At 42.3% G+C, this 26,633-nt stretch carries 26 protein-coding genes and 2 tRNA genes; 13 read left to right on the top strand and 15 right to left on the bottom strand.

Annotated features, from left to right (window positions below):
* Positions 1-353: 353 nt before the first annotated feature.
* Together V7K49_RS28750 and V7K49_RS28745 are read right to left on the bottom strand one after the other, a co-directional pair.
* On the bottom strand, positions 354-2,759 hold the full coding sequence (locus tag V7K49_RS28750) for a choice-of-anchor D domain-containing protein (RefSeq protein ID WP_335208663.1): 2,406 nt from the start codon (positions 2,757-2,759) through the stop codon (positions 354-356).
* Positions 2,760-2,945: 186 nt separating this feature from the next.
* The gene (locus tag V7K49_RS28745) at positions 2,946-3,167 is read right to left on the bottom strand and encodes a hypothetical protein (protein WP_335208662.1); all 222 of its coding nucleotides are present in this window, start codon (positions 3,165-3,167) and stop codon (positions 2,946-2,948) included.
* 428 nt (positions 3,168-3,595) lie between these two features.
* Here V7K49_RS28745 and V7K49_RS28740 point away from each other — a divergent pair, with 428 nt between their 5' ends.
* The 6 genes from V7K49_RS28740 to V7K49_RS28715 all read left to right on the top strand — a co-directional run bounded on the left by V7K49_RS28740 (position 3,596) and on the right by V7K49_RS28715 (position 6,998).
* Positions 3,596-3,826 (top strand): hypothetical protein, encoded by a 231-nt coding sequence (locus V7K49_RS28740; RefSeq protein WP_334873492.1) that lies wholly within the window; start codon positions 3,596-3,598, stop codon positions 3,824-3,826.
* 91 nt (positions 3,827-3,917) lie between these two features.
* Positions 3,918-4,739, top strand: a complete 822-nt coding sequence (gene thiD, locus V7K49_RS28735; RefSeq protein ID WP_335208777.1) for a bifunctional hydroxymethylpyrimidine kinase/phosphomethylpyrimidine kinase — start codon at positions 3,918-3,920, stop codon at positions 4,737-4,739.
* Positions 4,740-4,929: 190 nt separating this feature from the next.
* Positions 4,930-5,538, top strand: a complete 609-nt coding sequence (locus tag V7K49_RS28730; RefSeq protein ID WP_335208661.1) for a hypothetical protein — start codon at positions 4,930-4,932, stop codon at positions 5,536-5,538.
* Between the two features lie 357 nt (positions 5,539-5,895).
* Positions 5,896-6,234, top strand: coding sequence for a P-II family nitrogen regulator (locus tag V7K49_RS28725; RefSeq protein ID WP_012410794.1), 339 nt, complete (start codon positions 5,896-5,898; stop codon positions 6,232-6,234).
* A 179-nt stretch (positions 6,235-6,413) separates the two neighbouring features.
* Positions 6,414-6,623 (top strand): ribbon-helix-helix protein, CopG family, encoded by a 210-nt coding sequence (locus V7K49_RS28720; protein ID WP_335208660.1) that lies wholly within the window; start codon positions 6,414-6,416, stop codon positions 6,621-6,623.
* Positions 6,624-6,803: 180 nt separating this feature from the next.
* Entirely contained in the window at positions 6,804-6,998 is a 195-nt protein-coding gene (locus tag V7K49_RS28715) for a hypothetical protein (RefSeq protein ID WP_334873486.1), read from the top strand.
* A 304-nt stretch (positions 6,999-7,302) separates the two neighbouring features.
* Here V7K49_RS28715 and rdgB read toward each other — a convergent pair whose 3' ends face one another.
* The 4 genes from rdgB to V7K49_RS28695 form a co-directional block, all read right to left on the bottom strand.
* The gene (gene rdgB, locus V7K49_RS28710) at positions 7,303-7,887 is read right to left on the bottom strand and encodes an RdgB/HAM1 family non-canonical purine NTP pyrophosphatase (protein ID WP_334873483.1); all 585 of its coding nucleotides are present in this window, start codon (positions 7,885-7,887) and stop codon (positions 7,303-7,305) included.
* Between the two features lie 79 nt (positions 7,888-7,966).
* The gene (locus tag V7K49_RS28705; protein ID WP_335208659.1) at positions 7,967-9,403 is read right to left on the bottom strand and encodes a phosphoglucomutase/phosphomannomutase family protein; all 1,437 of its coding nucleotides are present in this window, start codon (positions 9,401-9,403) and stop codon (positions 7,967-7,969) included.
* A gap of 129 nt (positions 9,404-9,532) precedes the next feature.
* Positions 9,533-10,057, bottom strand: coding sequence for an IS630 family transposase (locus tag V7K49_RS28700; protein WP_335208657.1), 525 nt, complete (start codon positions 10,055-10,057; stop codon positions 9,533-9,535).
* Positions 10,058-10,095: 38 nt separating this feature from the next.
* Positions 10,096-10,491 carry a transposase gene (locus tag V7K49_RS28695; RefSeq protein ID WP_335208655.1) on the bottom strand — a complete coding sequence of 132 codons (396 nt, stop codon included), beginning with the start codon at positions 10,489-10,491 and terminating at the stop codon, positions 10,096-10,098.
* 443 nt (positions 10,492-10,934) lie between these two features.
* On the opposite strand from V7K49_RS28695, the gene V7K49_RS28690 reads away from it, so the two are divergent.
* Positions 10,935-12,107, top strand: coding sequence for a DNA cytosine methyltransferase (locus V7K49_RS28690; RefSeq protein WP_335208653.1), 1,173 nt, complete (start codon positions 10,935-10,937; stop codon positions 12,105-12,107).
* A gap of 33 nt (positions 12,108-12,140) precedes the next feature.
* On the opposite strand, the gene V7K49_RS28685 is transcribed toward V7K49_RS28690, so the two are convergent.
* From V7K49_RS28685 to V7K49_RS28665, 5 genes are all read right to left on the bottom strand, one after another.
* Positions 12,141-12,875, bottom strand: coding sequence for a SinI family restriction endonuclease (locus tag V7K49_RS28685; RefSeq protein WP_335208651.1), 735 nt, complete (start codon positions 12,873-12,875; stop codon positions 12,141-12,143).
* 258 nt (positions 12,876-13,133) lie between these two features.
* Positions 13,134-13,613 (bottom strand): plasmid segregation centromere-binding protein ParR, encoded by a 480-nt coding sequence (locus V7K49_RS28680; protein WP_335208650.1) that lies wholly within the window; start codon positions 13,611-13,613, stop codon positions 13,134-13,136.
* Positions 13,614-13,618: 5 nt separating this feature from the next.
* Positions 13,619-14,788: a ParM/StbA family protein gene (locus V7K49_RS28675; protein WP_335208648.1), complete on the bottom strand. Its 1,170-nt coding sequence runs from the start codon at positions 14,786-14,788 to the stop codon at positions 13,619-13,621.
* 239 nt (positions 14,789-15,027) lie between these two features.
* Positions 15,028-15,651 carry a DedA family protein gene (locus tag V7K49_RS28670; protein ID WP_335208647.1) on the bottom strand — a complete coding sequence of 208 codons (624 nt, stop codon included), beginning with the start codon at positions 15,649-15,651 and terminating at the stop codon, positions 15,028-15,030.
* Between the two features lie 303 nt (positions 15,652-15,954).
* Entirely contained in the window at positions 15,955-17,037 is a 1,083-nt protein-coding gene (locus V7K49_RS28665; RefSeq protein WP_334722757.1) for a Gfo/Idh/MocA family oxidoreductase, read from the bottom strand.
* A gap of 339 nt (positions 17,038-17,376) precedes the next feature.
* Between V7K49_RS28665 and queC the strand changes: the two genes are divergently transcribed.
* The gene (queC, locus tag V7K49_RS28660) at positions 17,377-18,054 is read left to right on the top strand and encodes a 7-cyano-7-deazaguanine synthase QueC (RefSeq protein WP_334873847.1); all 678 of its coding nucleotides are present in this window, start codon (positions 17,377-17,379) and stop codon (positions 18,052-18,054) included.
* A gap of 24 nt (positions 18,055-18,078) precedes the next feature.
* Here queC and V7K49_RS28655 read toward each other — a convergent pair whose 3' ends face one another.
* Both V7K49_RS28655 and V7K49_RS28650 read right to left on the bottom strand, forming a co-directional pair.
* Complete coding sequence (locus tag V7K49_RS28655; RefSeq protein ID WP_335208645.1) at positions 18,079-19,473, bottom strand: hemolysin family protein; 1,395 nt, start codon at positions 19,471-19,473, stop codon at positions 18,079-18,081.
* Between the two features lie 185 nt (positions 19,474-19,658).
* A complete protein-coding gene (locus V7K49_RS28650) occupies positions 19,659-20,360 on the bottom strand; it encodes a hypothetical protein (RefSeq protein WP_334873849.1) in 702 nt (233 codons plus the stop codon).
* A 293-nt stretch (positions 20,361-20,653) separates the two neighbouring features.
* On the opposite strand from V7K49_RS28650, the gene V7K49_RS28645 reads away from it, so the two are divergent.
* Positions 20,654-20,726: transfer RNA gene (locus V7K49_RS28645), tRNA-Ile, on the top strand.
* A gap of 245 nt (positions 20,727-20,971) precedes the next feature.
* Here the strand turns inward: V7K49_RS28645 and V7K49_RS28640 are convergent.
* Complete coding sequence (locus V7K49_RS28640) at positions 20,972-21,406, bottom strand: hypothetical protein (protein WP_335208643.1); 435 nt, start codon at positions 21,404-21,406, stop codon at positions 20,972-20,974.
* A gap of 106 nt (positions 21,407-21,512) precedes the next feature.
* Between V7K49_RS28640 and pyrE the strand changes: the two genes are divergently transcribed.
* Positions 21,513-22,133 (top strand): orotate phosphoribosyltransferase, encoded by a 621-nt coding sequence (gene pyrE / locus V7K49_RS28635; RefSeq protein ID WP_335208641.1) that lies wholly within the window; start codon positions 21,513-21,515, stop codon positions 22,131-22,133.
* A 485-nt stretch (positions 22,134-22,618) separates the two neighbouring features.
* Here pyrE and V7K49_RS28630 read toward each other — a convergent pair.
* Positions 22,619-22,690 (bottom strand) — tRNA-Thr (locus V7K49_RS28630).
* A gap of 367 nt (positions 22,691-23,057) precedes the next feature.
* Here V7K49_RS28630 and argF point away from each other — a divergent pair.
* The 3 genes from argF to V7K49_RS28615 all read left to right on the top strand — a co-directional run bounded on the left by argF (position 23,058) and on the right by V7K49_RS28615 (position 26,456).
* Positions 23,058-23,978: an ornithine carbamoyltransferase gene (gene argF, locus V7K49_RS28625; protein ID WP_334873866.1), complete on the top strand. Its 921-nt coding sequence runs from the start codon at positions 23,058-23,060 to the stop codon at positions 23,976-23,978.
* A 223-nt stretch (positions 23,979-24,201) separates the two neighbouring features.
* Entirely contained in the window at positions 24,202-24,807 is a 606-nt protein-coding gene (lexA, locus tag V7K49_RS28620; RefSeq protein WP_335208640.1) for a transcriptional repressor LexA, read from the top strand.
* Positions 24,808-24,935: 128 nt separating this feature from the next.
* Positions 24,936-26,456 carry a DNA phosphorothioation system restriction enzyme gene (locus tag V7K49_RS28615; protein ID WP_334873858.1) on the top strand — a complete coding sequence of 507 codons (1,521 nt, stop codon included), beginning with the start codon at positions 24,936-24,938 and terminating at the stop codon, positions 26,454-26,456.
* The last annotated feature ends 177 nt before the right edge of the window (positions 26,457-26,633 follow it).

Below are 26,633 nucleotides of genomic sequence, written 5' to 3'. Positions count from 1 at the left end.
CCACACTCACTAGACGGGGTGTGGGGCTTCTACTATTCTTGCTAAAAGGCTTCAAGGGAAATGAGCGTTTCCAGTGGAGCGATCATTGATGAAGAACTTGTATTGTTTGGAGTCCATGTGTGCGGTCATGGATGGTGGTAGTTTGAGTGGCTGTCACTGTCGTCATATCTGCGATATCGAGAGATAAATCTGTCTCCCTAAGTAAATAAAAGTTGCGGTCACCTTGACAAGGATTAAGTGAAGAGAAACCCCATAAAATGAATTTAGGTGCTCAATACCAAATCTTTTCTCTCTAGTTATTTCCCTACACACTTATACCCGCTGTGACGAGGCTTGGTCATTGGAAAACACAATTAACTTACAGTTATAAAAGTTGTAGAAGCCTGAGCTAAGAGCGTTGTCGCACTAACCCCATCCAACTTCGCCAACACTTGATTGTCAGAACTATCCACAATGAAAGCTTGACTTCCTTGTTTTTGTATCAACAATTGACCAAACTGGAGACCACCTGACAACGCAATCTTGTCCTTACCCAGTTCAAAGTCAGTAATGGAGTCCGTGCCCTCACCAGAAGCTAATACAAAGGTGTCATTATCATAGCCCCCAGTCAGCACATCGTTGCCTTTACCACCGTAAAGCCAGTCGTTGCCTGCACGCCCGTAAAGTTGGTCATCGCCAAGACCGCCGAATAGGGTATCGTTACCGTTATCGCCGTAAAGCAGGTCATTGCCACCATTGCCGTAAAGCCGGTCATTACCATTTTGTCCCCAGATATGATCGTCTGGGTCGCCTCCGGAAAGTTGGTCATTTCCTGAAGTACCGTTTATGGCAGCAGCGGGTCCAACTGTACCCTTAATAGCAAAGTCAAAGGGGCTTTCGTTACTATCGTTGTTGTTTAAACTGAGGCTACCACCATAGCTACCGACTTTAATGGTATTGAGTGCCACCGATATGGTGGTGGAAGCATTAACAGCCACGCTAGGTGCAAGAGTTCCCACCAAACTAAATCCGTCGGGAAGTTTGAGATTACTCAAGTTGAGTGCGGCTGTACCGATGTTCTTAATAGTAAAGGTTTTGGTCAGGGTCTTACCAGCAGTGGTGTAGCCAAAGTTAATGGCGCTGGTGTTGCCATCTGCAATGTTAAATATGCCATTGAGAACTTGAATTTCTGGAGCAGGAGCGGGTTTAATTGTGCCACTAATAGCAAAGTCAAAGGGGCTTTCGTTACTATCGTTGTTGTTTAAACTGAAGTTGCCACTATAGCTGCCGGGTGTAGTGCTATTGAGTGCCACCGATATGGCAGTGGAAGCATTAACAGCCACGCTAGTTGGAAGAGTTCCGACCAAACTAAATCCGTTGGGAAGGTTGAGATTACTCAGGTTGAGTGTGGCTACACCGGTGTTCTTAATAGTAAAGGTTTTGGTCAGGGTGTTACCAACAGTGGTGTCACCAAAGTCAATGGCGTTGGTGCTCTCATCTGCAATATCAACTGTGCCATTGAAAACTTGAATTTCTGGAGTAGGGATGGTGCTGCGGGGGGCTTCATATGCACCAATATCAGTCCCTGCAATGCCATTACCATCGCCATCCTGGGGAATAATTTCAGTGATGCTATTGAACATATTGGAACCAGTATCGATCGCAGGACTTCCAAGTTTGAGATGAAAGTCACCATTTGCTGCATCAACAAACAACGGGTCTTTGTTTAAAATATTTCCTGATCCTGGGGCAACAAATGCTCCGTTGTAAGCAAGGTTATTGTCAAATGAAACATTACTAGAAGAATTGATGGAAGCGGTAGACCCTCCTGTGCTTGCATACATAATATTGTTATAGACCCGAACATTCTTAGCATCGTTAAGAAAAATTTCTCCGTCTGGGATTATTCGTGAGTTGTGGTAAGTTGTATTATTTACAATATCTACAGGGTTTTCTCCTTTGAAAATCTGAATAGCTGCCCCACCATTGTTGTAAATTAAGTTGTTGTTGATTAAGGCTTTCCCCTGGTATGCAACATTTCCAATATAAGAAGTGTCAAGCATTATTCCATGACCCTCAGTTATTTTTCCTGTTTGATACCAAGGGACTAATTCTTTATTATCAAAAGAAGTATTGCCTTCGACAATTACTTTGTAATCTTTTACGTTATTATCTGAGTTCCAAAGATGCCCTAATGTGATTCCTTGAGTTCCGTAGGGTGAATACCAAGAGTTTCCAGAAACAATATTGTTTTTTATTGTAATATAATCAGCTTCTCCTGCACTAATCCCGCCTCCTGGAAACTTAGAAACCTTGTTATTATTAAGTGTGATATGGTGTGACCGTTGAGTTGGACTACTCTTGCTAACGCTAATACCATTTCCAGCTGTTGCTGAGTTATCCGTCTTGTCTTTATGTTGGAGCGCATATTCTAATGTAATTTCATCTCGTGCTCCTACCAATGTTAAGCCATCAATTACTACGTATGAAGAGCCTGTAATTGATATAGCATTCCAATTGTTGCTGTGTGCTTGTATAACAGGTGTGTGTCCAGGATATGCAATAAATGTGATCGGCGCATCAGCCCTACCCTGCTTATTTCCAATACTCAGGATATTAGCAGAAGATGAGGTGTAAGTACCATTCATGACGTAGACGGTATCACCTGCCTGCACCAAGTCTGCGGCTTTTTGGAGGGTGCGAAATGCGGCTCCTTCCTTCAAGCCATTATTTTTTTTATCATCGCCTGTTCCAGAAACGTAGTATGTTTTGCCAGCCATAGGTTTACTCCGAATATATGTAAGGGGAATTGGTAGTACATTCTCAGCAACAAACTCAGTTGCTAAGTAGTTATTTGAATGGGTTATCTGTCTGGAGTGTTCAGGACAGTCTCAGATGTCCAATCACGATTTGAAATCGCGCCGGTCTTAGAAACGCTGTTGTCAAACTGAAAAATTTTTATCCTGTCAACCGTTGATGGTTAAACCAGGGGTATCGATACCGTCAATCGTCAGGGTTTTGTTGAGGGTAATCGGAGGATTAGTATGTAGACAATCAATGTGGAGCCGGAGAAGTTTCCTGTCTTCTTTGAGCTTATTGTTAGACATCTGATGATTGCCACAGATGAAGTCGAATTGAATCGGATCTTCATCTGTAGCAGCGGCGTAAGCGTAGCCCGTCGTAGACATCGCTGCTCTTTGCAAAACAGCTTTGCTATCTGCTATATTCGATACGGTAATCGTATTTGGGATGTTAATTTCTCTGAACTTTATCCGTTGTCTAAAGTCAGGAGGTTGCTAATTCGACATGGTAAAATGCACCCCTAGCTGATAACGGGGGACTTAAAGTTACAGTAGTCAAAGCTTAATTGGTTGAAACTTTAGTAGGTTGACCCCTTAAGTTAAGGAGACTAATGTAATAACTTAATCGAAGCTGTTCTAAGCTGTGTAATTGAGCTTTGTGAACTTAGTTAAAACTAACCTTCACAAACAGCAATTGATATCAGTGAATACCCTGCTCTTTGTTACTTTTTTTACAAAATAAGCTAAAAAGCTACGGTAATAGGGTGGTAAAGTCTTGTCAAATATCAGGGTAATATGGGGATGGAGAGCGCTTTGTGCAAGGATTTAATGAAGTTTCTCTCAATATGGTCGGTGTTAGTCCACAAGGCATTGCTTATAATCAAGTCGCACCAGACGCTAGAATCAATTGGAATGCCATTCATGGCAATTTAGAGTTACTTCAGCTTTCTCTCAAATCTAGTTGCGTAAAATATTACTCTGACTGGATTGATGAAGCGGAGCCTCAACCTTACATTAACGGTTGTGCCGCAAGAGCACAGAGGTAAAGCAGCTTGTCGTCAAGATATTGCAAAACTCACAACCGATTTAAACAAGCGATCGCCAAGCAACTACCATCTCACCAGTAATCTTCATAATATGAACGCTGAAATAAACTCCAGGGTACCTGTTGCTTTAACCATTGCTGGCTCAGATAGCGGTGGCGGCGCAGGAATTCAAGCTGATTTACGCACCTTTGCTTTTCACTGTGTCCACGGTACTAGCGCTATAACCTGCGTCACGGCACAAAATACTCTAGGAGTGACCAGGGTTGATGCCATGCCAAGAGAGGCTGTTGTGGCGCAAATTCAGGCAGTAGTTGAGGATATTGGCGTACAAGCTGCCAAAACCGGAATGTTGCTCAATCAGGAAATTATCTTTGCTGTTGCCCAGCAGGTGGAAGCTTTACAAATCGATAATCTAGTAGTTGATCCAGTAATGGTGTCACGTAAGGGGGCACAATTGATTGATGATGATGCTGTGAAGACTCTTTGCCATGCCCTGATTCCCAAGGCAGTTATCATCACGCCCAATCGCTATGAAGCCCAGATTTTGAGCGGTTTACAAATTAATTCTTTGGAGGATATGCAAGCCGCTGCTGAAATTATCCACAAGACTTTACGGACGAAGGCTGTTTTAGTCAAGGGCGGAGGTATGCAGGGAGATATGCGTGGTGTTGATATCTGGTTTAATGGGGAGAAGTTGGAAGTTTTGACTTGCCAGCAAGTAGAGACAAAAAATACCCACGGCACTGGTTGTACCCTATCGGCTGCGATCGCTGCTAATCTGGCTAAGGGAAAAGACTTGTGGCAAGCGGTGCAACAGGCAAAGGAGTATGTCACTACTGCACTCACTTACGCCCTAGATATTGGCGAAGGGCAAGGCCCTGTAGGACATTTCTTCCCATTGTTGCGAAATTAACCTCGTGGTTAGTTATCAAGCTGTTGACTGACTATTGACTACTGACTACTGACCATATCCAAAATGTAAATAAGAAATCTTTGCCCTTTCGGCATTTTTCTATTATTCTTGGGCATAGTTTCAGGGCTGACTATCTCTGTTAGCATCTCTGTACGATCTAATTACCTTGATTTTTAATACCAAGCCCCCGATGCGAACAACCATAGGTTCTGTTCACAGAAATTCGCCAACACCGACTACTCAAGCCTACCCTGCCTCTGTACCATTATCTGTATACAGGGAATTGTCAACAGAGTTGCAAGCAACACAGGCGAGGCTAGATGCACTCACCACCAAAAATCAGCAATTAGTACAAGAAAATCAATTACTACGCCAAGAAATTGCCAAAGTTGTTGAGTCTTTTTCTCACCTGCAAAAGTTTGTGGATTCCCATGCTACGCCTAGTTATCACCAAGTCCCCCAAGCTCCTGGCTACGTGAAAAGTGGTGCCAAACAGCCAGTAACCCAAGCGCGTCCACCTCAGCAGGTTTCTCGCCCATCTCCACCTGTTGTCCCCAAAGCCCCACCCAAAAAAAGCCGCCGCCAAAACTTTTCTCCACCTGTAATGGAAAGAAATTTCCCGATACCAGAACCAATTTTTATAGAAGAGCAACAAGTAAGTTATTATTCCACTACTGAGCCAGATGCCAAGAGACTTAATGGCTGGTGGTTAATTATCACCATCTTGTTAATTATGCTTACTGCCTTTAGTGCTGGATATTTCGTTGTGCGTCCCTTGTTTGAACATCAGAAACGTTAGTTGACACTCCCACAGTTAACAGCAGCATGGTTTCGGGCTACGGAGCAATTTCTCTGCAATCACTCTCTAAATATCTGAATATATCTGCTAAATGACGGAATTTATTTATTTTTAGATTATAAAAGCTATAAAAAATGCTAACTTGACAGCAACTTCTTTATGTTAAAACCTCAAAGATTATCCAATTTATAAATCCTTGCCGCTTCTCATGTCCCAAACCCTCAGGCAGAGCATCTACACTTTAAAAAAGTGGTAATTATTACATATGTTTTAGGAAAAGCACTGCTAGTTACAGCTTCAGACAGCGGATCTGGTTAGATATATAAACGAAGCTAGTAGAAGTCAGGAGTCAAGAAGATGAAAAAAGTAGAAGCTATTATCCGCCCATTTAAGCTAGATGAGGTGAAAATTGCCTTAGTTAACGCTGGTATCGTTGGCATGACTGTTTCTGAAGTCCGAGGGTTCGGACGGCAGAAAGGCCAAACTGAACGATATCGCGGTTCTGAGTACACCGTTGAGTTTCTCCAAAAACTCAAAGTGGAAATCGTAGTTGACGACAATCAGGTTGATATGGTAGTGGACAAAATTATTGCCGCTGCCCGCACTGGTGAAATCGGCGATGGTAAAATTTTCATCTCGCCTGTTGAACAAGTGATTCGGATTCGTACCGGGGAAAAGAACACAGAAGCAGTTTGAGTGCTGATAAGCTTCTGAACTATATGCCTATATATGACTCAATAAGTCACATATAGGCATATTCTCACGTCCTACTGGCTAGAGGCTACGACAAAAACTAGTTTTACTCTTGACATAGAACGTATGTACTATGTAAATTTGATATATAATCTATATATAAAAACAGAGGTAAAGATGTTTTGAGCAAAAAAACTTTAATCACACTTAACTTGTCGGACGCTGAACTTGAGCTACTAAATCGTCTTAGTGAAAAAAAGGACATGAATAAGTCAGCGGTGTTACGGCAAGCTTTACGGATGATGGGGCTGATTGAGCAACGTATAGAGCAAGGTGAAAAATTTTACTTTGAAACTGTAGACGAGAAGAAATGTGAACTTATACTTGTCTAGTTTAATTCAAACTTGTGAGTTGTTGCCTTGAATGCGATTGTTAAGCTACCCTTATTCCGTGTTAAAGACTCAGCCTTAGTTGAAGCAGAATTATATAATCTATCTTCTAAACATATTTCAGACTAGCCAACCTAGTTAGCTGTTTAACTTGGTTGTGGATAGTCAGGAAGGGGTAGGGCAATGCAGTATTTATCGAGTAATTCTTGGTTGCAGTGGGCAGTTAAACTTGAAGATGAAGTAGATTGTGATGTGGCTGCGGGGCTAGATTTAGGTCAAAATTTAGCTAAATATTTGGCTAAAACTCAAGCTCATAATTGCTGCTGGAAAAACCATCTCTATAAGGGACTTCCAGTTAAAAAAAACATCCCATCGTAGGGGCGCAAGGCCAAGATCCCCTACAAATGTACAAATAATTTTGGATAATTTATTTTTTGTCAGTCCCTAAATAAATGGTCTGAAGCGACTCTTCAAAAACTTAGGGAGATAATTGCTTAACCGCACAATAAAGGTAAACAGCATTTACACTTTAAAAACTTGTGGTAAATCACTTTTAACTTTGATACCACAAGCCTTTGTTATATTTTCCCTGATTGCTATATTTAGTCTGACTATTCAATAACGCCAAAACTACTAATTCTCAGATAGCTTTTCATTTCTTAAATCAGTTTTTTATCTTAACTCAGGACTCAGGACTAAACAATATGTCTAGTTGGGGGAGTAAAGCAGCAAAAGCCTTGCCTCGATGGCTAATTGACCCTTTCAATTCCCGTGTCATCTCAGCAAAGGTCAATTGCAACTCTTGCACATAAAAAATTGGATCGTAGCCAAAACCATCATCACCACGCGGTGTATGGAGAATTTCGCCACGACAAATACCTTCAGATTGTAATACGATCGCACCATCAGGACGAGCGATCGCTATTGCACAAACAAACTGAGCTTGCCGATTTACCTCGTTGCCTAATTCCCTCAATACCCTAGCAATGCGTTCTAAGTCGGTTTTGGCATAACGTGCAGAATACACTCCTGGTGCGCCATTTAGGGCATCTACTTGCAAGCCCGAATCATCAGCAATTGCCCAGTTTCCTGTGGCTTTAGCAATTTGTGAGGCTTTCAGACAAGCGTTGGCGGCAAAGGTTTCGCCTGTCTCTTCAATTTCCAATTCTTCAGGTTTTAGGGTTAATTCCCAACCAGAATTTTCCAAGTAAGCTTGCATTTCTCGCAACTTACCGGGATTTCCGGTGGCGACTACAAGTAATGTCATGAATTACGAATTATTAGTTAGGAGTGATCAGTTAGGAGCTAGGAATTAATAACTCCTAACTCTCAACTCCTCACTATTTTTACTCCGCCCACTGTTTCGCCCAAGCAAGAGTTTGATGCACTTGCTCAATTGTCGGGGCTTCGCAGTAAAGGCGTAAAACTGGCTCAGTACCGCTAAACCGAATCATTAACCAGCTTTTATCAGCTAGGCGATATTTGTAGCCGTCAATTGTTTGGCAATCAATCACTGCTAACCCGGCAATTTCTGTTAAAGGTTGGGTTTGTAGTTGTTGCAAAAGACGCGATCGCACATCCATACTTGCTAAGGGTAAATCAATGCGATCGTATGCTGAACTAAACCCTGTTTGTTTCTGCAAGTGGCGATAATATTCACCTAAATCCAAACCAGATTCTACGATCGCTTCTAGTACGTATAATGCTGACAGCAATGCATCGCGTTCGGGAATATGGCTGCCATAGCCGATTCCTCCTGACTCTTCGCCGCCCAGCAACACTTTTGCTGCTAACATTCTGTCAGCGATGTATTTATAACCAACTGCTGTCTCAAATACTGACAGGTTATGTAGTGCTGCTACAAGGGGCATCAAGTCAGAACCACTAACAGTTTTGACTATTTCACCAGTAAAGCCGCGCCTTAAGGTTAAATGGTCGATTAATATCGGGATTAATACTTGGGAACTTAAGAAGTTAGCTTCTCCATCCACCGCTGCAATGCGATCGCAGTCTCCATCAAATACCAACCCCACGGTTAAACCTGATTTATCGGTTTCTCGGTGAGTTTGGATGACTTCAAATAGCCGTGAAAGGTATTTAGGCAAGGGTTCCGGCGCACCACCACCAAATAGGGGATCGCGTTCGCTGTTAATTTCTTTAACCTGATTGCCTAGTAGTTTCGCCAATCCGCCAGCAGCAGCGCCATGCATAACATCCGCAAATAACGTCAATTTACCAGATGCGATCGCTTCTCGAAGTTTGGCGATATCAACTTTACCTTCTAGTGCTTCTGTATAACTGGGCCAGGGATCGAATTTCTCTTGCTTACCTGGGGTAGCTGCTAGTGGGACTCCCACCGACAACTGCGCTTCTATCTCTTTTGTGACTTCTGGCGGCACCGATCCCCCAAAATAACCCTTGACTTTTAAGCCCAAATATGCACCAGGATTATGGCTGGCTGTAATTACCAACGCTCCTAAAGCATTGAGTTGTTTTGCTGCCCAACTATAAGCTGGGGTTGGGGCAAAGGTTTCGCTCAGTAGGACATCAAAGCCGACAGCGGTGACAGTATCGGCAACAGCACGAGCAAAATCTTCGGCCATGAATCGGCGATCGTAACCGACAATTATTGTCCGGCTATCCACCCTAGAAAAATATGTATCATATAATACTTTTGCGGCGACTGGCGCGACCAGGGCTAGGCGTTCAAAGGTGAACTCGTCACCAATAACGCCCCGCCAGCCGTCTGTACCAAACTTGATTGAGTTAGCTACAACTGGCATCTAGGTATCCTAACTGTCTACTTGAGGATTTTAGCATTTATACAGTGTATAAAGTAAAAAAAGAATCTAGTAATAATATGCACTAATAATATTTAATACAAAAGTAAGTAAATTTATGTATAGCGTTTATCAGTCTTGTGAAGTACAGTAGCAGCAGTGAGTAAACCAACCCAGCAAATTCTCTATTGTCACTTGTGCGAATGCCGCATCTAATGCCTGGAGTAAATCAGGGTATGTCCTTGCACCGATGCGACGGAGAATGTTCTTAATCTTGGACCAACAATTCTCAATCGGTGAAAAATCGGGAGAGTAGGGGGGGAGATAAATGAGGTGAGCGCCAGCAGCGATGAGCAAAGCTTCAAGTTCATCACTTTTATGGATCGAGCAGTTATCCATGATCACCACTGCACCAGGCCAAAGTTGGGGTACAAGCTTTTGAGCGATGAAGGCATCAAAGGTCAAGGCATCGATGGAACCTAAACCACTCCACTGGGTGAGCAATCCTTTCAAGCTAATGGCACCAATCACCGAGACATTTCTCCCTTTGCGATTTGGCTTTGGAGCATAAACCCGTTCTCCTGATAAGGCACGGGCACATTTGCGAATGAAGGACAGATTAACCCCCGATTCATCTAAAAAAATCAGATTTTCCACGGGTATGCCCCTCAAGAGTTTCCAGTACTCAAATCGGGCTAATTCGACTTGATAAGTGCCTTTTTTCGTGGGGTGGAGACTTTTTTTTTGAGGTTTAGGTTGAGTTTCCAGCGAACCATCCGATTCCCCGTGGCCACCCCAATTAACACCTCTGTTTTCTCATAAAGTCGTTCGCGCAATTCGCTTAACCTCGCATCGGGCTGTGCTGTGACGAGTTGGCGCAGGATTTCTAGCTGTTCGGCATTCAATTTTGTTGGCGTCTGCTTAGTCCGCACCTTGGGGCTGATCGTGCCCAATTCACGATCGCGTTTGAGTAAATTTTGGACAAAACTTAAGGTGACGCCAAAATTTTTCGCCAGTTTTCGTTGGGAAATGTCACCGCAGGCATAAGCATCAACAATTTTCTGACGCAAGTCGAGAGAGTAGGCTTTCATCGCCACCAGTTATCAGTAGAATTGCTCTCTCCTATTGTACTGAAGTAGACTCATAACCGCTATATTGTACAGATGCAATGTCTAACGATAAGCCCGTCTACGCCTACCACATTTAAAAGAGAATAGCGCCTTTGTAACATATAAAACTTACATGTCGTACATAAGTACTACACGCAATTTTGGTATTTCACCTGTGTTTAGCACCCAGCGATGTCTACACGACGGGCTACGTCTACGCAAATATGGGAATAAACCGGGGTTATACAAAGCGCCTGGAATAACCAAAAACCAAAACTCATATTATGGTTAATTTGTACAGTGCGTAAGTCCTGATACTGTTTCAAAAGGCTTACACTATTAAAATTGTAGATATCTATCGTTAGCATTAAGCAGACTTGAGGGTTCCAATCGTAAATTTGATCAAGGCTGTAAGGATAAAAGCAGTGATAAACAATCGGGCAATATCAATCAGTTTATTTACAGGAGCAGGTGGACTAGATATTGGGATAGAAAAGGCAGGTTTTCAGGTAGTAAGTGTTGTTGAGCAAGATCCTGATGCTGCAAAGACTATAGCTTTCAACCGACCTCACCTAAATAGTGCTGTGGCAAGAGATATACAGAATATCACTGCTCAAAATCTTTTGGAAGAAGGGGGATATGTTATTAACCTTGGTAGACCCCTACGTATTGGAGAAATAGATTTAGTAACTGGCGGTCCCCCTTGTCAACCCTTCAGCACAGCAGGAAAACGTGGTTCAGTTATGGACCCGCGTGGCAGCTTGTTTATGGACTTCATCCGGATTGTTGAACAAGTGCAACCACGCTTTTTTGTCATGGAGAATGTTAAAGGTTTACTCTCAGCTCCCATTCGTCATAGACCTCATCTGGAACGAGGAATGGGTTTTCTTCCTCTGGAACTAGATGAAATGCAAGGAAGCGCTCTTGAGATTGTTATAGAAGAAATTAAGCGCTTTGGTTATCAAGTTATTTATAAAGTAATAGAAGCAGCAGATTACGGTGTTCCGCAAAACAGAGCGCGAGTAATCTTTATCGGTTCAAGAGATGGTGAATCAGCTACATTGCCTTTACCTACTCATAGTAAAAATGGCTCTTTATTACCTCAATGGCGCACTCTTAAAGATGCCCTGATAAATTTAGAAGATCCGCAACCAGAGTATACTTCCTACTCAACAAACCGTCTTCAATATTTAAAGCTTTTAAAAAGTGGTCAGAACTGGAGAAATTTACCTAACGACTTGATAAAAGAAGCAATGGGAGGGGCATACAAATCTGGAGGCGGGAAAGTAGGGTTTTACAGAAGGTTATGTTGGGATAAGCCATCTCCTACTGTTACTACAAGTCCTTACCAAAAGGCTACAGATATGTGTCATCCAGAGGAACTGCGTCCTCTAAGTGTTCGAGAGTGTGCCAGGATTCAAACCTTTCCAGACTCATGGATTTTCTATGGTTCGACATCCTCTAAGTACCGACAGATAGGTAATGCTGTACCTGTACTCTTAGCTCAAGCTATTGGTGACTATTTACATAGTTTAATTAGACAGCAGAAACCTAAAGGGATATCAGTCTTTGAACAGCTTTCACTATTTAATCACTAAATTCCTAGCCTGTTGATTATTTTAAGACTTTTACTAATGAATTTGTTGCCAATAATTACTATCTTCTACATAGAATGCTGGGGGATTGTTAGCTATAATTTTTCTAACAAAAATAGCATAGTCTTCTTCAGAAAGATCCGAGCATCTTATTAATTTATTCAGTTTTGACCAATAGTGTGTTCCATTCTTAGCATTGAATCTATGCCATTTCTTAATTGTAGTATCCTTTCGTACAGTGCTACTTGAACTGTTTTCAGTGCCACTGCCGGATTTAATTTGTAACAAATCACCTTTCTCGGTGCAAAAATCTATTTTATTCATAGTCGCACCCCAAGCGCAATGCCAACCATAAGACGACAACTTTTCAGCAAGATATTCTTCTAAAAGAAGACCTAATATGTTTTCTGCCGACATGGAAAGACGATGAGCATCCTTTATGTGATTAATGCCGTCAGTGCTGAGAGTCGGTAGACGATCTGAAAGAATCGTGTCAATAATTTCGTCGGAAACAGTGCCTATCTTCTTACTAATTCGCTTTGAGGGTCGGTTATTATAACCGCCAAAATACTTTTTTAACCACTTGGTAATGTAATCTTCATTTGAACTCCAGCTTTTTATTTCTGGAAATAGAGTAGGCGAATCACAACAAACGGACAAAACTGTTTTGACGGAATCATTCCATGACATCTCAGTCATATTTGTAGCTATTCTTTCAGCATAAAAAATTATTTCTTTGCTATCGAAATCTGATATTTTTTTTGTACTCACAGTTACTATTGGGTAAAATCTGCTGTTTCAGTTACTGGTTCTAGTTTTCCCAATAATTCACAAGTAGTAATACCCAAAGTCTTATATACCTCCAAAAACTTCACCACGTCCAAACTTCGTTTGTCACGCTCATATTTATAGATACACAAATCTAAATAATTCTACTATTTCTATATATAAACATTAATAATCCTTAATAGTTAACACTATTAAGGATTGTTGAGAGGAGCAAAAACTGCTCACAAAGCTGATTGTTCCTTAAAAATCATCGAGAAACTGACTAAGGCGACTGATTACGGGGTCAACCTCTTGAGGAGGGGTAGCAACAGTATGAGAAATATTATTTACTACTTCTAATTGAGTTGGAGACGGAATGAACGATCGATCATTGACTATGAGCGCCAATTGTGCAACTTGTTGAGAAAGTTGCAGTAGATGATGTTCCATCGCCTCCAAACGATTAGATCCCTTGGCAAAAAAACGTTCCTCAAGTCCAGCCACTTGACGTTGCAGTTCACCAATTTGTTGTTCAATCGGTGTTGCTACTGCTGTTTGTGGAGCAGGTTGTACAGATTCCGGTACACATAAAGATTGCCATAAGGCTTCTTTACAGAGGTCACTGAAAGTCTTGTCTGGTTGTTTTTCCAAAAAACTTTCTACTTGTGCTAACAAGCTTTCATCAGCAAGCTCTGGGTTGAACGTGACGGATTTAACTACCTTTTTTGACCATTGGAACATCAGCTTTATGCCCTAGCAGCGCGATTGGAGGATAATTGGGCCTCTCCATAAATATACTGCCCCAAAGCATTCGCTTGTCGTGAAGGTGCTGCTAAATGAGCATTAATCTTTGCTTCCTTGAGCAGACGTTGAACGTCGTCCCAGAAGAACTCACCACCCCCGCCAGTGAGAATCACATCGGTGACGCGTTCTGGCAACCAGGCTAGCACACGGCTACAGATTTCGCGTGAAAACATCTCTGTGAGGTTGGGAAGAAAATCGTCTAGGTTGGTGGGCTTGCTAGCACCTTTAGGACGGTAATAGCGTTCACCTCTGGGTTTGTTAACAGTGGAAATCAGCGCTAGAGATTGACTATCTGCTCCCTCGATTTCGGCGGACACCAATTCATAAAACTTATTCATCCCGAAGTCTTCGCTCTTAGAAGCACCTCTGGCAAAACGGAAGTTATCTACCATCAAAAGATCGACGGTTTGATGTCCAATATCGACGATCGCTACCGATATTTTTGTAAAATCGGGACTGCCAGGGCTTTTTTTCGGTTGAGCTTCAGACCACAACAGACTGCCATAACCCTCTGGCATTACCCATACCTTACTGACGTTCAGCGACACAGATTCGCCTCGGAAATTCAACACATGAGGACCACCTACTTGGCTAATCAACTGTGCTTTTTCCTTTTCAAATTGCTCTAAGGAAAGAAAAGGCAGACCTAGTACAACTGAGATATCGTCTCTGAGTTTGAAGTAGCCAGCACTTGCTAACACTTTTACCAGTGCAGCTTCTACCTTAGATTGTCCGACTCCTAAATTCGCCCCAAAATCTGCTGCCAGTTGACCAACAGCATATCCATTTCCTTGATACTCCAGCCACAAATCCATTAAGGGGTCAGTAGCCCTGGCTTCAAAAACACCGCCGCGTACCTGTTCTATTGACATCTGCTTCACGTTGGCAGGTACGAACACCACATTGTTTGGTTCACGACTCACACAAGTTTTTGTGGAAGTTCTGCCTAAATCAACACTGAGAATAGTTTTCCCAGGACCAGCACCTAGCTTGGCATTAGGGGGAGGATTATTATTAACAGCATTTATGGGAGTCGTCGATGCTAACGGCTGCCTATTCATGGGTATAGCAGCACTATTCATCGGGTTAGCGGCGGAAGGTTGGTCTGTCATGAAAGCTCCTAGTTCAAACTTAACTGTAAAAAGTTGTCATGCTCATCTTACAAAAATGCGAGCAACCAGAAATTCTAGGTTGCGTCAAGTGTAGCTAGAAATATGCCAAAAATTAATTCCGGCGATACCTCCGATAAGCTCTGCCAACGCACATCTAGTATTATTTGGCATAGTGTAGGCGAATTTTGGCCAGATGTAACCCCTGCTTTCACTGCTTTCAAACCAAAAGCGTCCGTGTTTCATCTTCTAGTACGTTTTAACTGGCGCTTGAATATCCAAAAAACAAATGCCAAAACAAAACCTCCAAGTACGATTTTGGATACACGAGCAAGGTACTTATCCACAAGTTCATACTGACTACCCAAGGCGTATCCTGAGTATGTTAGCAAACCCACCCAAGCCGCGCTACCTACTGTTGTGTAAAACAGAAATGGTAGCAAGGGCATATTGCTGATCCCTGCAGGAACAGAAATCAAGGTGCGGATTCCCGGTACAAGGCGACCAATTAATACTGCTTTTTTACCTTGTCGGTCAAACCACTCTTTGGCTTTGGTGATATCTTTACTGGATATAGCCAGCCATTTACGATACTTATCAGCCCAAGCTTTCAAACGGGTTTCGCCAAAAAGCTTACCCGGATAATACCAAATAAGTGCGCCCAATACAGAACCCAAAAGTCCTGCAAAAAATACACCAATGATATTCAGCTTTGCCCCTTCTGGTTGATATGGACTTGCTGTAAATCCAGCCAGTGGCATGATCAATTCTGAAGGAATGGGGGGAAAAAGGTTCTCTAGAAACATTAGTAGGGCAATTCCCCAATAGCCAAAATAGTTGATAGTATTAGTTATCCATTCAAGCATTGAGTCAATTCCTGAAATTGCTGCACTGCTCTAGCCCTTGAAATTGAGGGAGAAATCGCTCACTAGGAACCTCACAAAATTAATGAAACGAACCACTAGGTTTTGTTTTCTAATTTTTTAGATCCCCCTTTGTCAGTTTTTTAAAAGGACTAGGGAGGATCTAAAGATTTGATAGCAAATTTAAAAACATACTTTAGGGTTTTTTTCTCAGGTTGGGGCTGTAGTGGAGATGAGGCAAAAAAAAAAGACAAGGGAGAAAATTTTACCTTGTCCCCCTCATCCTCCTCTGCCCCTCTTCTTGTTCTAGGCTGTCGGGGTCAACGATTGTACTCTTGGTTCCGATTGCCAGTCTAATGGATTCCAAACTCGATCTTCCAGCGCCATCTGCTCAATCAAACTTGCCAGTCTCAAGGCTTTGAGAGCTTGTTCACCACCTACTGAGGGTTGATTGCCACCATGTACACAGTTGACAAAATGTTCTAATTCTGCACTTAAGGGTTGAATATTGCTGGTGTAGACTTTTTCAATCACACCATCTTGCCTATAAAGTACTTGTCGGTGGTCGGTGAGAGAATTGGCACTAGTTTGTCGGTGAATCAAAATTTCATTCTTGAGAAAATCTGCCTCAGTAAATGAATTTTTGCAATGCGCGACAATCCGGCGAATTTTTCGGTGGGTGACTTTACTAGCAGTCAGAGTAGCAACAATACCATTGGCAAACCCCAAGGTGGCAGTTACGTAATCTAAATAACCAGAGTCCAGGGCACGAGTACCGCTAGCAGTCAATTTCGTTACTGGGGAAGCAGCTAATTCCAAAAGTAGGTCGATGTCATGGATCATTAAATCCAGCACAACCGAAACATCGTTTGCCCGATCTGAGTAAGGACTCATCCTGTGGGCTTCTAGCGCCAGCAATGCCTCAGTTTTCAGCACTTGGCTCAGTTCTTTAAAAGCTGGGTTAAAACGCTCAATATGACCTACTTGCAGGATACACCCAGACTCAGCTGCGGCATTTACTAAAGACTCTGCCTCAGAAATACTGGCTGCGATCGGTTTTTCAATCAAAACATGAATTCCCGCTAACAGACAGTTGATGCCCACGGCATAGTGCAGACGGGTGGGAACAGCTACACAAACTGCTTCCACAAGGGGTAGCAGGTCACAGTAATCTTCAAAAAAACGCACCTTGTAGTTGCTGGCAGTTTCTAACCCTCGCTCAACGTTAATATCTGCCACTCCGACTAGTTCAACATCTTTCATTGAACTCAGCACGCGAGCATGGTGTTGTCCCATGTTACCCACTCCAATCACGCCTATGCGGATCGGTCGTGGCTGGTTGCGCTGTGTATATGGATTCGGTTCTGCCACTGACATGCTATCTTGCACTATTATTATCTCCTCAACCACCAAATTTAGAGACGCTACGGCCGTTGGCGTTTATACTCGAAAGCCAGTTACGATCCGTCTAAAACCATCCAGATGGTAACATAGAGCCTATGTTTATGAAGAATTTCAAAGTTTGTGATCGGTTCCCGTAATCCGGATATCTTTTGTATAGATAGTTCGGGTTTACTTTGTATTTTGCACTTTCGACAAAAAATATATGTCTTTTTATTAACTTTAAAAAATTCAATCAGACCGAAGTCTAAATTCTCCTTGACATTGCTTCCTGGCATCTTGTTAAGGTGTAATTTGGCGATTTGAAATCCAAAATTTGCAACCGAGATGAAAGCTGTAATTTTGTTATCTGGGGGATTAGACTCTTCCACAATTTTGTACAAAGCTAAGGCTGATGGCTGTGAATGTCATGCCATTTCCTTTGATTACCAGCAGCGACACCGACGAGAGTTACAGTCAGCCTTTTTTGTTGCTCAAAAAGCTGGGATCGTGAAACATCAGGTGGTTAATTTTGACTTACGACAATGGGGCGGTTCAGCACTTACGGACGACGCTATTGATTTACCCCAGGAACGTTCCCTGGATGAAATGTCTCAAAATATTCCTGTCACCTATGTTCCGGCTCGTAATACCATATTCTTAAGCTTTGCTCTTGGTTACGCCGAAGCGATCGCAGCAGAACGTGTCTATATCGGCGTCAACGCCTTAGATTACTCAGGATATCCTGACTGTCGCCCCGACTATATCCAGGCAATGCAGGAAGTTTTTCGCCTGGGAACCAAACAAGGGCGTGAGGGACAACCAATTAATATTGTTGCACCCCTAATCAACTTGAAAAAAACCGAAATCATCCAACTGGGTAACCAATTGGGAGTTCCTTGGGAGCTAACTTGGTCTTGCTATGTCGGTGGAGATGTCGCCTGCGGCGTGTGTGATTCTTGTCGCTTGCGGCTAGCAGCATTTACCGAATTGGGACTCGTTGATCCACTGGTGTATGCTTCTTGAGTTAGGAGTTTTAATTCCTAACTCTTAACTCTCAACTCCTAACTCTTCTAACCGTTGCAGTTGAATTTGATGCAGGCGTGGACCAACAATTGATACCACGGTGAATTCGAGATTTTGATAACAGAAGGTTTCGCCTTTGGCAGGAATTTTTTGTAACTGATACAGCAAAAAGCCCCCTAGTGTTTGGTATTCTCTTGTCAAGGGCAAATTGAGATGCAAAACCTCGTTCAGGTCTTCGAGGTTGATTTGTGCCTGCACCAAAAATTTCTGCTCATCTAACATCTGAATCAGTAAGTCGTCGCTGCTTTCAGGTTCGCTGGCGTCGCCAATGATTTCGGCAATGACATCTTTGATTGTCACTATTCCCACAGTAGAGCCAAATTCATTCACTACCATGACCATAGCTGGTTTCTCTTGCTGCATCAGTGGCAAAAGTTCACTCAAGGGCGTGTGTTCTGGAACAAACCGGGCGGGACGCATCCAAGGTTGGATCTGTGTCTCTAAACTGAGCTTTCCTATAGCCAAAGGTTGTGCCAAGTCTTTAAAATAAACAATGCCGCGAACATCGTCCAAAGATTCACCAATCACAGGATAGCGAGAGTAACCAGTAGAAGCCATTTCTCTGAGTAATGTCTGGAAGGTAGCATCTTTTGGCAGCGCGATAATACTGGTGCGGGGGATCATCACATCTTGGGCCATTACATCCCCAAACTCAAAGACATTATTGAGCAGTTCTCGCTCCGCACGCTGTAAACCAGTAGACCCCCATTCTGTAGAGATAATCAGTTGCAATTCTTCGGGAGTCACAGGTGGCCTCCAGCCTTGACCTGTGTATTGGATGCCAAAAATCCGCAAAAAGCAACGAGTTGATTGATTGAGAATCCAGATGAAGGGACCAAAAAAACGCACGATCGCTTTTACCGAAGGTCCTAAAAACCTAGCTAGCTGTTCTGAGTACAGCATGGCTAAGGATTTAGGACATAGTTCTCCGATCACAATTTGCAAATAGGCAATCAAGAAAAAGGCAATGGGAATTGATAGAGAATGCGCCAGGAAGGTAGTTATCCCACTGGGTAAAGGCCAGGATTTTAACCATGCATTCACTAGCACGACAATCGTACTTTCTCCAATCCATCCCAGTGCCAAACTAGAAAGGGTAATACCTAACTGGGTGGTAGATAGTAGTCGGTCAATACTACGTTGTAGCATCTCCACAGCGATCGCTGGAATATCCCCAGCCTTAACTAGCTGGTGAATACGCGATCGCCGCACACTTACCATCGAAAATTCCGCCGTCACAAAAAAGGCATTTATGGCAATCAGTAGTAGCACTGACAACAACCGCAGCGCCACGTCTGTCCAAATTAAATTAGGAAAACCACTCACTGCCAAAGCTCGTGTAAAACTCACGCCCTCCATTCTGGGATTTTGGATTTTGGATTTTGCGGAAAGTCTGAGCGCCGGTTTCCGGCGATTAGAACTTTTCAAGACGGATTTTGAATTAGGTTTTGGGGATTAGGGATTAGGCAAATTGTCTAGTACCATGTGCCCAATCTAAAATCTAAAATCTAAAATCTAAAATCTAAAATCTAAAATTGTCTCTCCTACCTTTCTACAGGAATATTCGATGCTTCTAGCTTCAATTTTTGAGCGGGATAATCAGTCAGAGCGAGTGATATCTTCTTGACATCATCAAGTAAAGCTGTAGGAATGCTCACTGTACCGGAAAATGCTGGTCCATTTGCAGGCAATTCTGTTGGTAAACCCTCTGTACTAGCACTCAGGGTTCGTCCTTTATCATCGGTAACATCTAAAAAACTATACAGGAAGCGTACAGAATCCTTACCTTTGTTCTGCATTTTAACTTTCAGTAGCAAATCACCACCAGAGTAGCGGACAGATTGCACAGCCATAGTTACACCTTCACTCTGGGCAGTAACGGGAAAACCTGGCTGGGGTTTTTCTTCAACTACTTGTGGGGGTTTTTCCTCTGGCTTCTGCTTGCTGCTATTGGTTTCTTCATCATCTTCCTCTAGCTTTTCCGATTTAGCAGCCTTAGTCTTACCGTCAATTCGTGCCTTGACAATTTTCAGGATCTCTTCCTCTTTTAATAGCACTAGCCCTCCCTGTTGGGAGCTATTTGTCTTATTGCTGGCAAATTTGGTTGTGGGACGCCCATCTGGTGTGGTAACGCCTTTAAGTGCTGAACTCCCCAGTTCAAACCCCAAAAACGCGCTCACAGAACCTGCTCCCATCATCAGGATTAACAAAATCAAAGTAAGAAGTACAGTAGAATTTATCTTCATCGCTGACAAGCTATCACAAAAGAATGCTGGTCTATTTAAGGATAGTGAAGCTTTTGACGTCAATCCTTAAAGGAACTTAATCAATATTAGTTTGCACTATTTCATGATCTAATTATGTAGTATAAAAATCTGGTAAACTATTGTTGAGTATTCACAGGTGGTAAATCTGTGCTATTATTACGCAATTGGCTAAACTCAATGTATGAGGAATTTTCCTCACTCTAATTAGCAAATCAGGTTGACCTAAGAGTTGAAGTAATTGACTCAGAGGAAGCCGAAACCCAAGGAAACACGCGCCTTTGGCCGATTGGGGAGGCAGCGAACTCATAATTCGCCTTCAGGCTGGTTCGATTCCAGCAGGGCGCACTGAATCAGTAAAAAGCAGTAATGTGTTGTATTACCAGATACTCTATGATGATTGGGAGATCAGTAATACTAAATTATCTTGAGCATTGATATCCTGGTTCAACTCCTCCAGTCAGGATTTAATGAGTGCTGAGTCATGAGTTATGAGTTATGAGTCTTAATTAACTCCTCACTTTTTCTCATCCTTAAAACTTTAGGCTAACCTCACTTTTAATTTTTAACTCTCCTCTCAGCACTCAGCACTGTTACCGAGGTGGTAAAGTTTCAAACCGGAATTCAGTTCCTACTTGGAGTTTGTTGCTATTCAAACGAGGAGACATCATCAGCGACGTGTCGTAAGGATTTGGTAAATCAAGAGTACGAATATAAGGATCGTTACCAACTTGCTGAGTCAGGACATCATGATATAAAGTGTTAACCAACTCAGCATCGTGGGCAATTTCATTTTCTGGGAAGGAACCACCGAAACTGGAACCAGATCCTAGAAATGAGTCTAGCTGACGCTTGAGGCTGCCATTTTCATAGAAATTGCGATCGTGACGAAAAAAAGCTCTTTCAAATACATCATTGGTAGTTTGATAATTGGGTGTTGCCGTTTGGGCAGATGCAACACAGGGAAAAGCAATACAAGCAGTAAGCAGCACCAATAAACCACCAAAGGTTTTTAATTTTATAGGCACGTTTCTGACTCCTAAATTTTTGTTTTGGGTGAATCTTAATTTATGCTTAAGTTCAGAACTCTGATGAGTTCAACCTTTGGTGTAGCACAACTTTTAATGTTTTGTAATGACGTATCCTACTGAAACTCTTACCCACTCAGATATTTGGGCAACCACTGCTGATTTGACCACCTTGCGCCACAAGCTACTAGATTTATTTTGCCAACTTGCTTATCAAGAGGGTGATTTTCTCCTCTCTTCTGGGCTACGTAGTTCTTATTACGTCAACAAGACACAGGTAACACTCCATCCTCAAGGCGCTTTGGCAGTCGGACGCTTGCTGTTTCCTTTGCTACCCGTAGATACACAGGCTGTGGGTGGTTTAACATTGGGGGCTGACCCAATTGTGACAGCAGTAAGTGTAGTTTCTGTTTATGAAAACCGACCGATACCAGCGCTGATTATTCGCAAGGAAGCCAAGGGTTATGGAACGAAAGCTTATATAGAAGGCCCCAGTTTACCAGAAGGTGCAAAAGTAGTAGTTTTGGAAGATGTGGTAACAACTGGGCAATCTGCTCTGAAAGCGGTTGAGCGTCTTAAAGATGCAGGTTATACTGTGAATAAAGTAATTTCACTGGTAGACCGACAACAGGGAGGAGGTGAGTTGTACCAGTCAGCTGGGTTGAAGTTTGAAACTTTGTTTTCGATTCAGGAAGTTCAGGAACGCTACCGACAACTTGCGAATTGATGAACAATAGGACTTCTACTAATTTGTAATTCTTAATTACGAATTAGTAGAAGTCCTTAATATGAAACAATCGGTGTCAGCTAATACCAAGCCTTTTTTGTGGAGTGCTGCATTAATCAGTGTAGCGATGGTTTCTGCTTCATTAAGTTTACCGTTTTCGGTGTATTCCTCACTCAACAAAATACTTATTCTCCGGTAAAAAATATTTCCCTATATCCTGGCTGCGATCGCTCGCCGCAGTCAAGCTTTAATAGGATACTTATTGGCTTACTTAGTAAGATTATGATTTTAACCTTGGTAATTTTTGTCTAATCACACGGAAATAAATTCTTTTAACTTCGTTTAAGGATGCGATCGCAATCTCTTACTCTTAGAGGCAGGGTAAGCGCATCTAAATTAGACTTGACAAAAATCTCGTTTATGCACAAACAAAAAAATCAGTATTTATCGTTTGTGCTGACAAATAATGACTCGACATTTGTGAAGGCCAGCAGCGGGATTTGAACTCGCGACCTTCCGATTACAAGTCGGATGCACTACCACTGTGCTATGCTGGCGGATTTAGCGATCGCTCTCAAATAGCAACCACAATTTCTAATTGTACCATAATCAACTTATTTGTCTAGCTGTAATTCCTAAAAAATATCTCCTTCTTCCTAAATTAGGCTAAAAGACCAGAGATTTTGGGAATATCACTGCTTTTGTGCCCCCTAGATGGTTTAAGCTGCGTAGCAATTGTGATCAAACAGAAAAAAATCAGTGATCAGAATCACTGATAAAGTTGGTAAATTAATATTCATAGCAAAAGCTAACTCAAATTCTGGGCTGGACGCAAAAATATCTGGTACAGTTTTAAAACTGTATTTTTTTGATCCGGCTGGTAAAGCAACAGAAATATATAATTGTTCTTTACACATCGGAAGCATGGCAGTGTTGATCGGACGAGATTTATTAAGTCTGGCGGACATCAGTCCAACGGAACTTCAAGAACTCCTGCAATTGGCAACTCAACTTAAATCACAACAGCTGAAGTTGCAGTGTAATAAAGTTTTGGGGTTGTTGTTCTCCAAAGCCTCAACTCGCACGCGGGTAAGTTTTACTGTGGCGATGTACCAACTGGGTGGACAGGTAATCGATCTCAACCCCAATGTCACTCAAGTTAGTCGCGGGGAACCTTTGCAGGATACGGCGCGGGTGTTAGATCGATATTTGGATATTTTGGCAATTCGCACTTTTGCACAGCAGGAATTGGAAACTTTTGCTCACTATGCCAAGATTCCGGTAATTAATGCGCTTACCGATGCAGAACATCCTTGTCAAGTATTAGCGGATTTATTGACGATTCAAGAAGGCTTTGGCACCCTTGCCGGGTTAACTTTAACCTACGTGGGTGATGGAAATAATGTGGCTAATTCTCTGATGTTGGGCTGTGCTTTGGTGGGGATGAATGTTAAAATTGCTACCCCTAGCGGATATGAGCCAGATTCTAGGATTGTAGAACAAGCAAGAGCGATCGCTAATCACAAAACTGAAGTCCTCCTCACTCATGATCCAGAATTAGCCGCTAAGGGAGCTGCTGTACTTTATACTGATGTTTGGGCGAGTATGGGGCAAGAAGCAGAAGCAGGCGATCGTCTGCCAATTTTCCAGCCTTACCAAATTTCGGAGCAGCTATTGAGCCTTGCTGATCCAGAGGCAATTGTTTTACACTGCTTACCAGCCCATCGTGGTGAAGAAATTACCGAAGCAGTTATTGAAGGTTCCCAATCACGAGTTTGGGAACAGGCAGAAAATCGCCTTCACGCCCAAAAAGCTTTACTTGCCAGTATCTTAGGGGCAGAATGAAAAGAGACGCGATTAATCGCGTCTGTACAGGAGTTAGGAGTCAGAATAGCTAGTGTGCGATTGGCTCCTGACTACTATCTTGGTAAAAAATCCCAAATAAATGGGTAAAAGAAAAGAGAATATTGTTTCTTTTGCCTTTCATATTTTTACTTTTCTCTTGTTATGAGGAGTTTTTTGTAGTACTAATGTTCTAGAGACATTTATAATTACTTCGCGCAAATTTATGGAACGTCTAACGGAAGCTCAACAAGAACTTTACGAATGGTTGGCAGAATACATCCGATCGCACCAGCATTCGCCTTCAATTCGGCAAATGATGCAAGGGATGAACTTGAAGTCACCAGCACCAATTCAAAGTCGCTTGGAACATTTACGTACTAAGGGATATATAGAATGGACTGAAGGCCAAGCGCGAACGATTCGGATTTTGCGTCCTGTAAAGCAAGGTGTACCAATTTTAGGGACGATCGCTGCTGGTGGTTTAATAGAACCATTTACTGATGCTGTAGATCATTTAGACTTTTCTAATTTTGAGTTACCTCCCCAAACCTACGCTTTGCGCGTAGCTGGCGATAGCATGATTGAAGATTTAATCGCTGATGGCGATGTAGTATTCCTGCGTCCAGTAGCAGAACCAAATCATTTGAAAAATGGTACCATCGTCGCCGCCAGAGTTGATGGATTCGGTACCACTTTAAAACGTTTTTATCGCCAAGGCGATCACGTTACCCTCAAACCAGCAAATCCTAAGTACAATCCCATTGAAGTCCGCGCTATACAAGTGCAGGTGCAAGGTTCTCTCATTGGTGTTTGGCGCGGTTACAACTGAGTAATAAGAAAGTGATGAGTTATGAGTTTTAAATTACTAACTCCCAACTCCCAACTCCCAACTCCTAACTCCTAACTCCTAACTCCTAACTTATTACTTGGGTTCATCACCACGTTTGTGCTTAACATATGTACCTGACGCAAAATCCAGTGCAGCAACTGCCCACTTTCCGCGAAAGTGACCACGGGGATACTCCCCGTGGCGCATTTCGATTAAAATTACCATTTGCAAGGGAAAGTAAGGGCAGTTATCACACTTCGCAACCATTACCAGGATGCCCAAAAATGCCTCCATCTCTGCAATTGCGGCAATATCAGCGAGAAGCGATCGCTAGCTGGTTTACCAACAATGGCAGAGGGACGCTGAAAATGGCTACTGGTAGTGGTAAAACGATTACTGCACTAGCGATCGCTTGTGAATTATATCAGCAGATTAATTTACAAGTGTTGTTGGTGGTATGTCCCTACCGCCATCTCGTCACCCAATGGGCGCGAGAATGCGAAAAATTTAATTTGCAACCCATTTTAGCTTTTGAGAATTTACGCGCTTGGCAAAGTCAACTTTCCACGCAAATTTATAATCTGCGTTCTGGTTCTCAACGCTTTGTGACTGTGATTACTACGAACTCCACATTAATTGGAGATGGTTTTCAGTCTCAACTCAAATATTTTCCCGCTAAAACTTTAATTATTGGGGATGAGGCGCATAATTTAGGCGCACCCAAGTTAGAAGAAAGTTTACCGCGTCGCGTTGGGTTGAGACTGGCTTTATCTGCCACACCGGAGAGATATTTTGATGATTTTGGTACGCAATCTCTATTTGATTATTTTGGCCCAGTTCTCCAGCCAGAGTTTACTTTGAGGGATGCGATCACTCAAGGTGCTTTGGTACATTATCTGTATTATCCGGTGTTGGTGGAATTAACTGAAGCAGAAAGCATTGCCTATTTAAAGTTAACTAAAAGAATTGGGCGATCGCTGCTTTATCGGGATCGAGAAAATGGCGTACCAGGAAACTTTGAAGACAATGAAGATTTAAAGCCGTTGTTGATGCAAAGAGCAAGATTAATTGGTACAGCGGAAAATAAATTAACCGCCTTGCATGAATTAATGGCAACTCGCCGCGAAACTACTCACACTCTTTTTTATTGCAGTGATGGTTCACAAGAGGCAGGACAACGTTCATCTCTACGCCAAGTTAAAGCTGTTGCTAAAATTTTGGGAGTGGATTTAGGGTACAAGGTAAGCACTTATACGGCTCAAACAACTTTACAAGAAAGGGAAACATTACGCCATCAATTTGAAAGTGGCGAGTTGCAGGGTTTGGTAGCAATTCGTTGTTTAGATGAAGGTGTTGATATTCCGGCAATTCAAACTGCGGTGATTTTATCAAGTTCTGGTAATCCTCGCCAGTTTATTCAGCGACGGGGGCGAGTTTTGCGTCCTCATCCCGCTAAAGAACGCGCGACAATATTTGACATGATTGTTTTGCCACCAGATTTAGATAGAGAAACTATAGAAGTTGAGCGTAATCTTTTGAAAAAGGAATTGCGTCGCTTTGTAGAGTTTGCTGATCTAGCTGATAATGCTGGTGAAGCAAGAATGAAGTTACTTGATTTACAAAAGCGATATGGTTTATTAGATATTTGATGATGAAGCAGAGAAGAGTTATATTTTGTTGTAAAATCTTTCGAGTTTTGAAAAAAGAAGCATGAAGTATGAAATAATAAAATTATGAGTTTGATAATAATGGGATGTAAGTGCTTTTTAAATTTCTGCTTGCATCCCATTATTATATAGATTATTAACATTGATAATAACAGAAAA

The sequence above is a fragment of the Nostoc sp. genome, assembly GCF_036919675.1.
Classification (GTDB): domain Bacteria; phylum Cyanobacteriota; class Cyanobacteriia; order Cyanobacteriales; family Nostocaceae; genus Nostoc.
The sequence above is the reverse complement of the archived record's forward strand: the minus strand, read 5'-3'. Positions and strand labels throughout refer to the sequence as shown.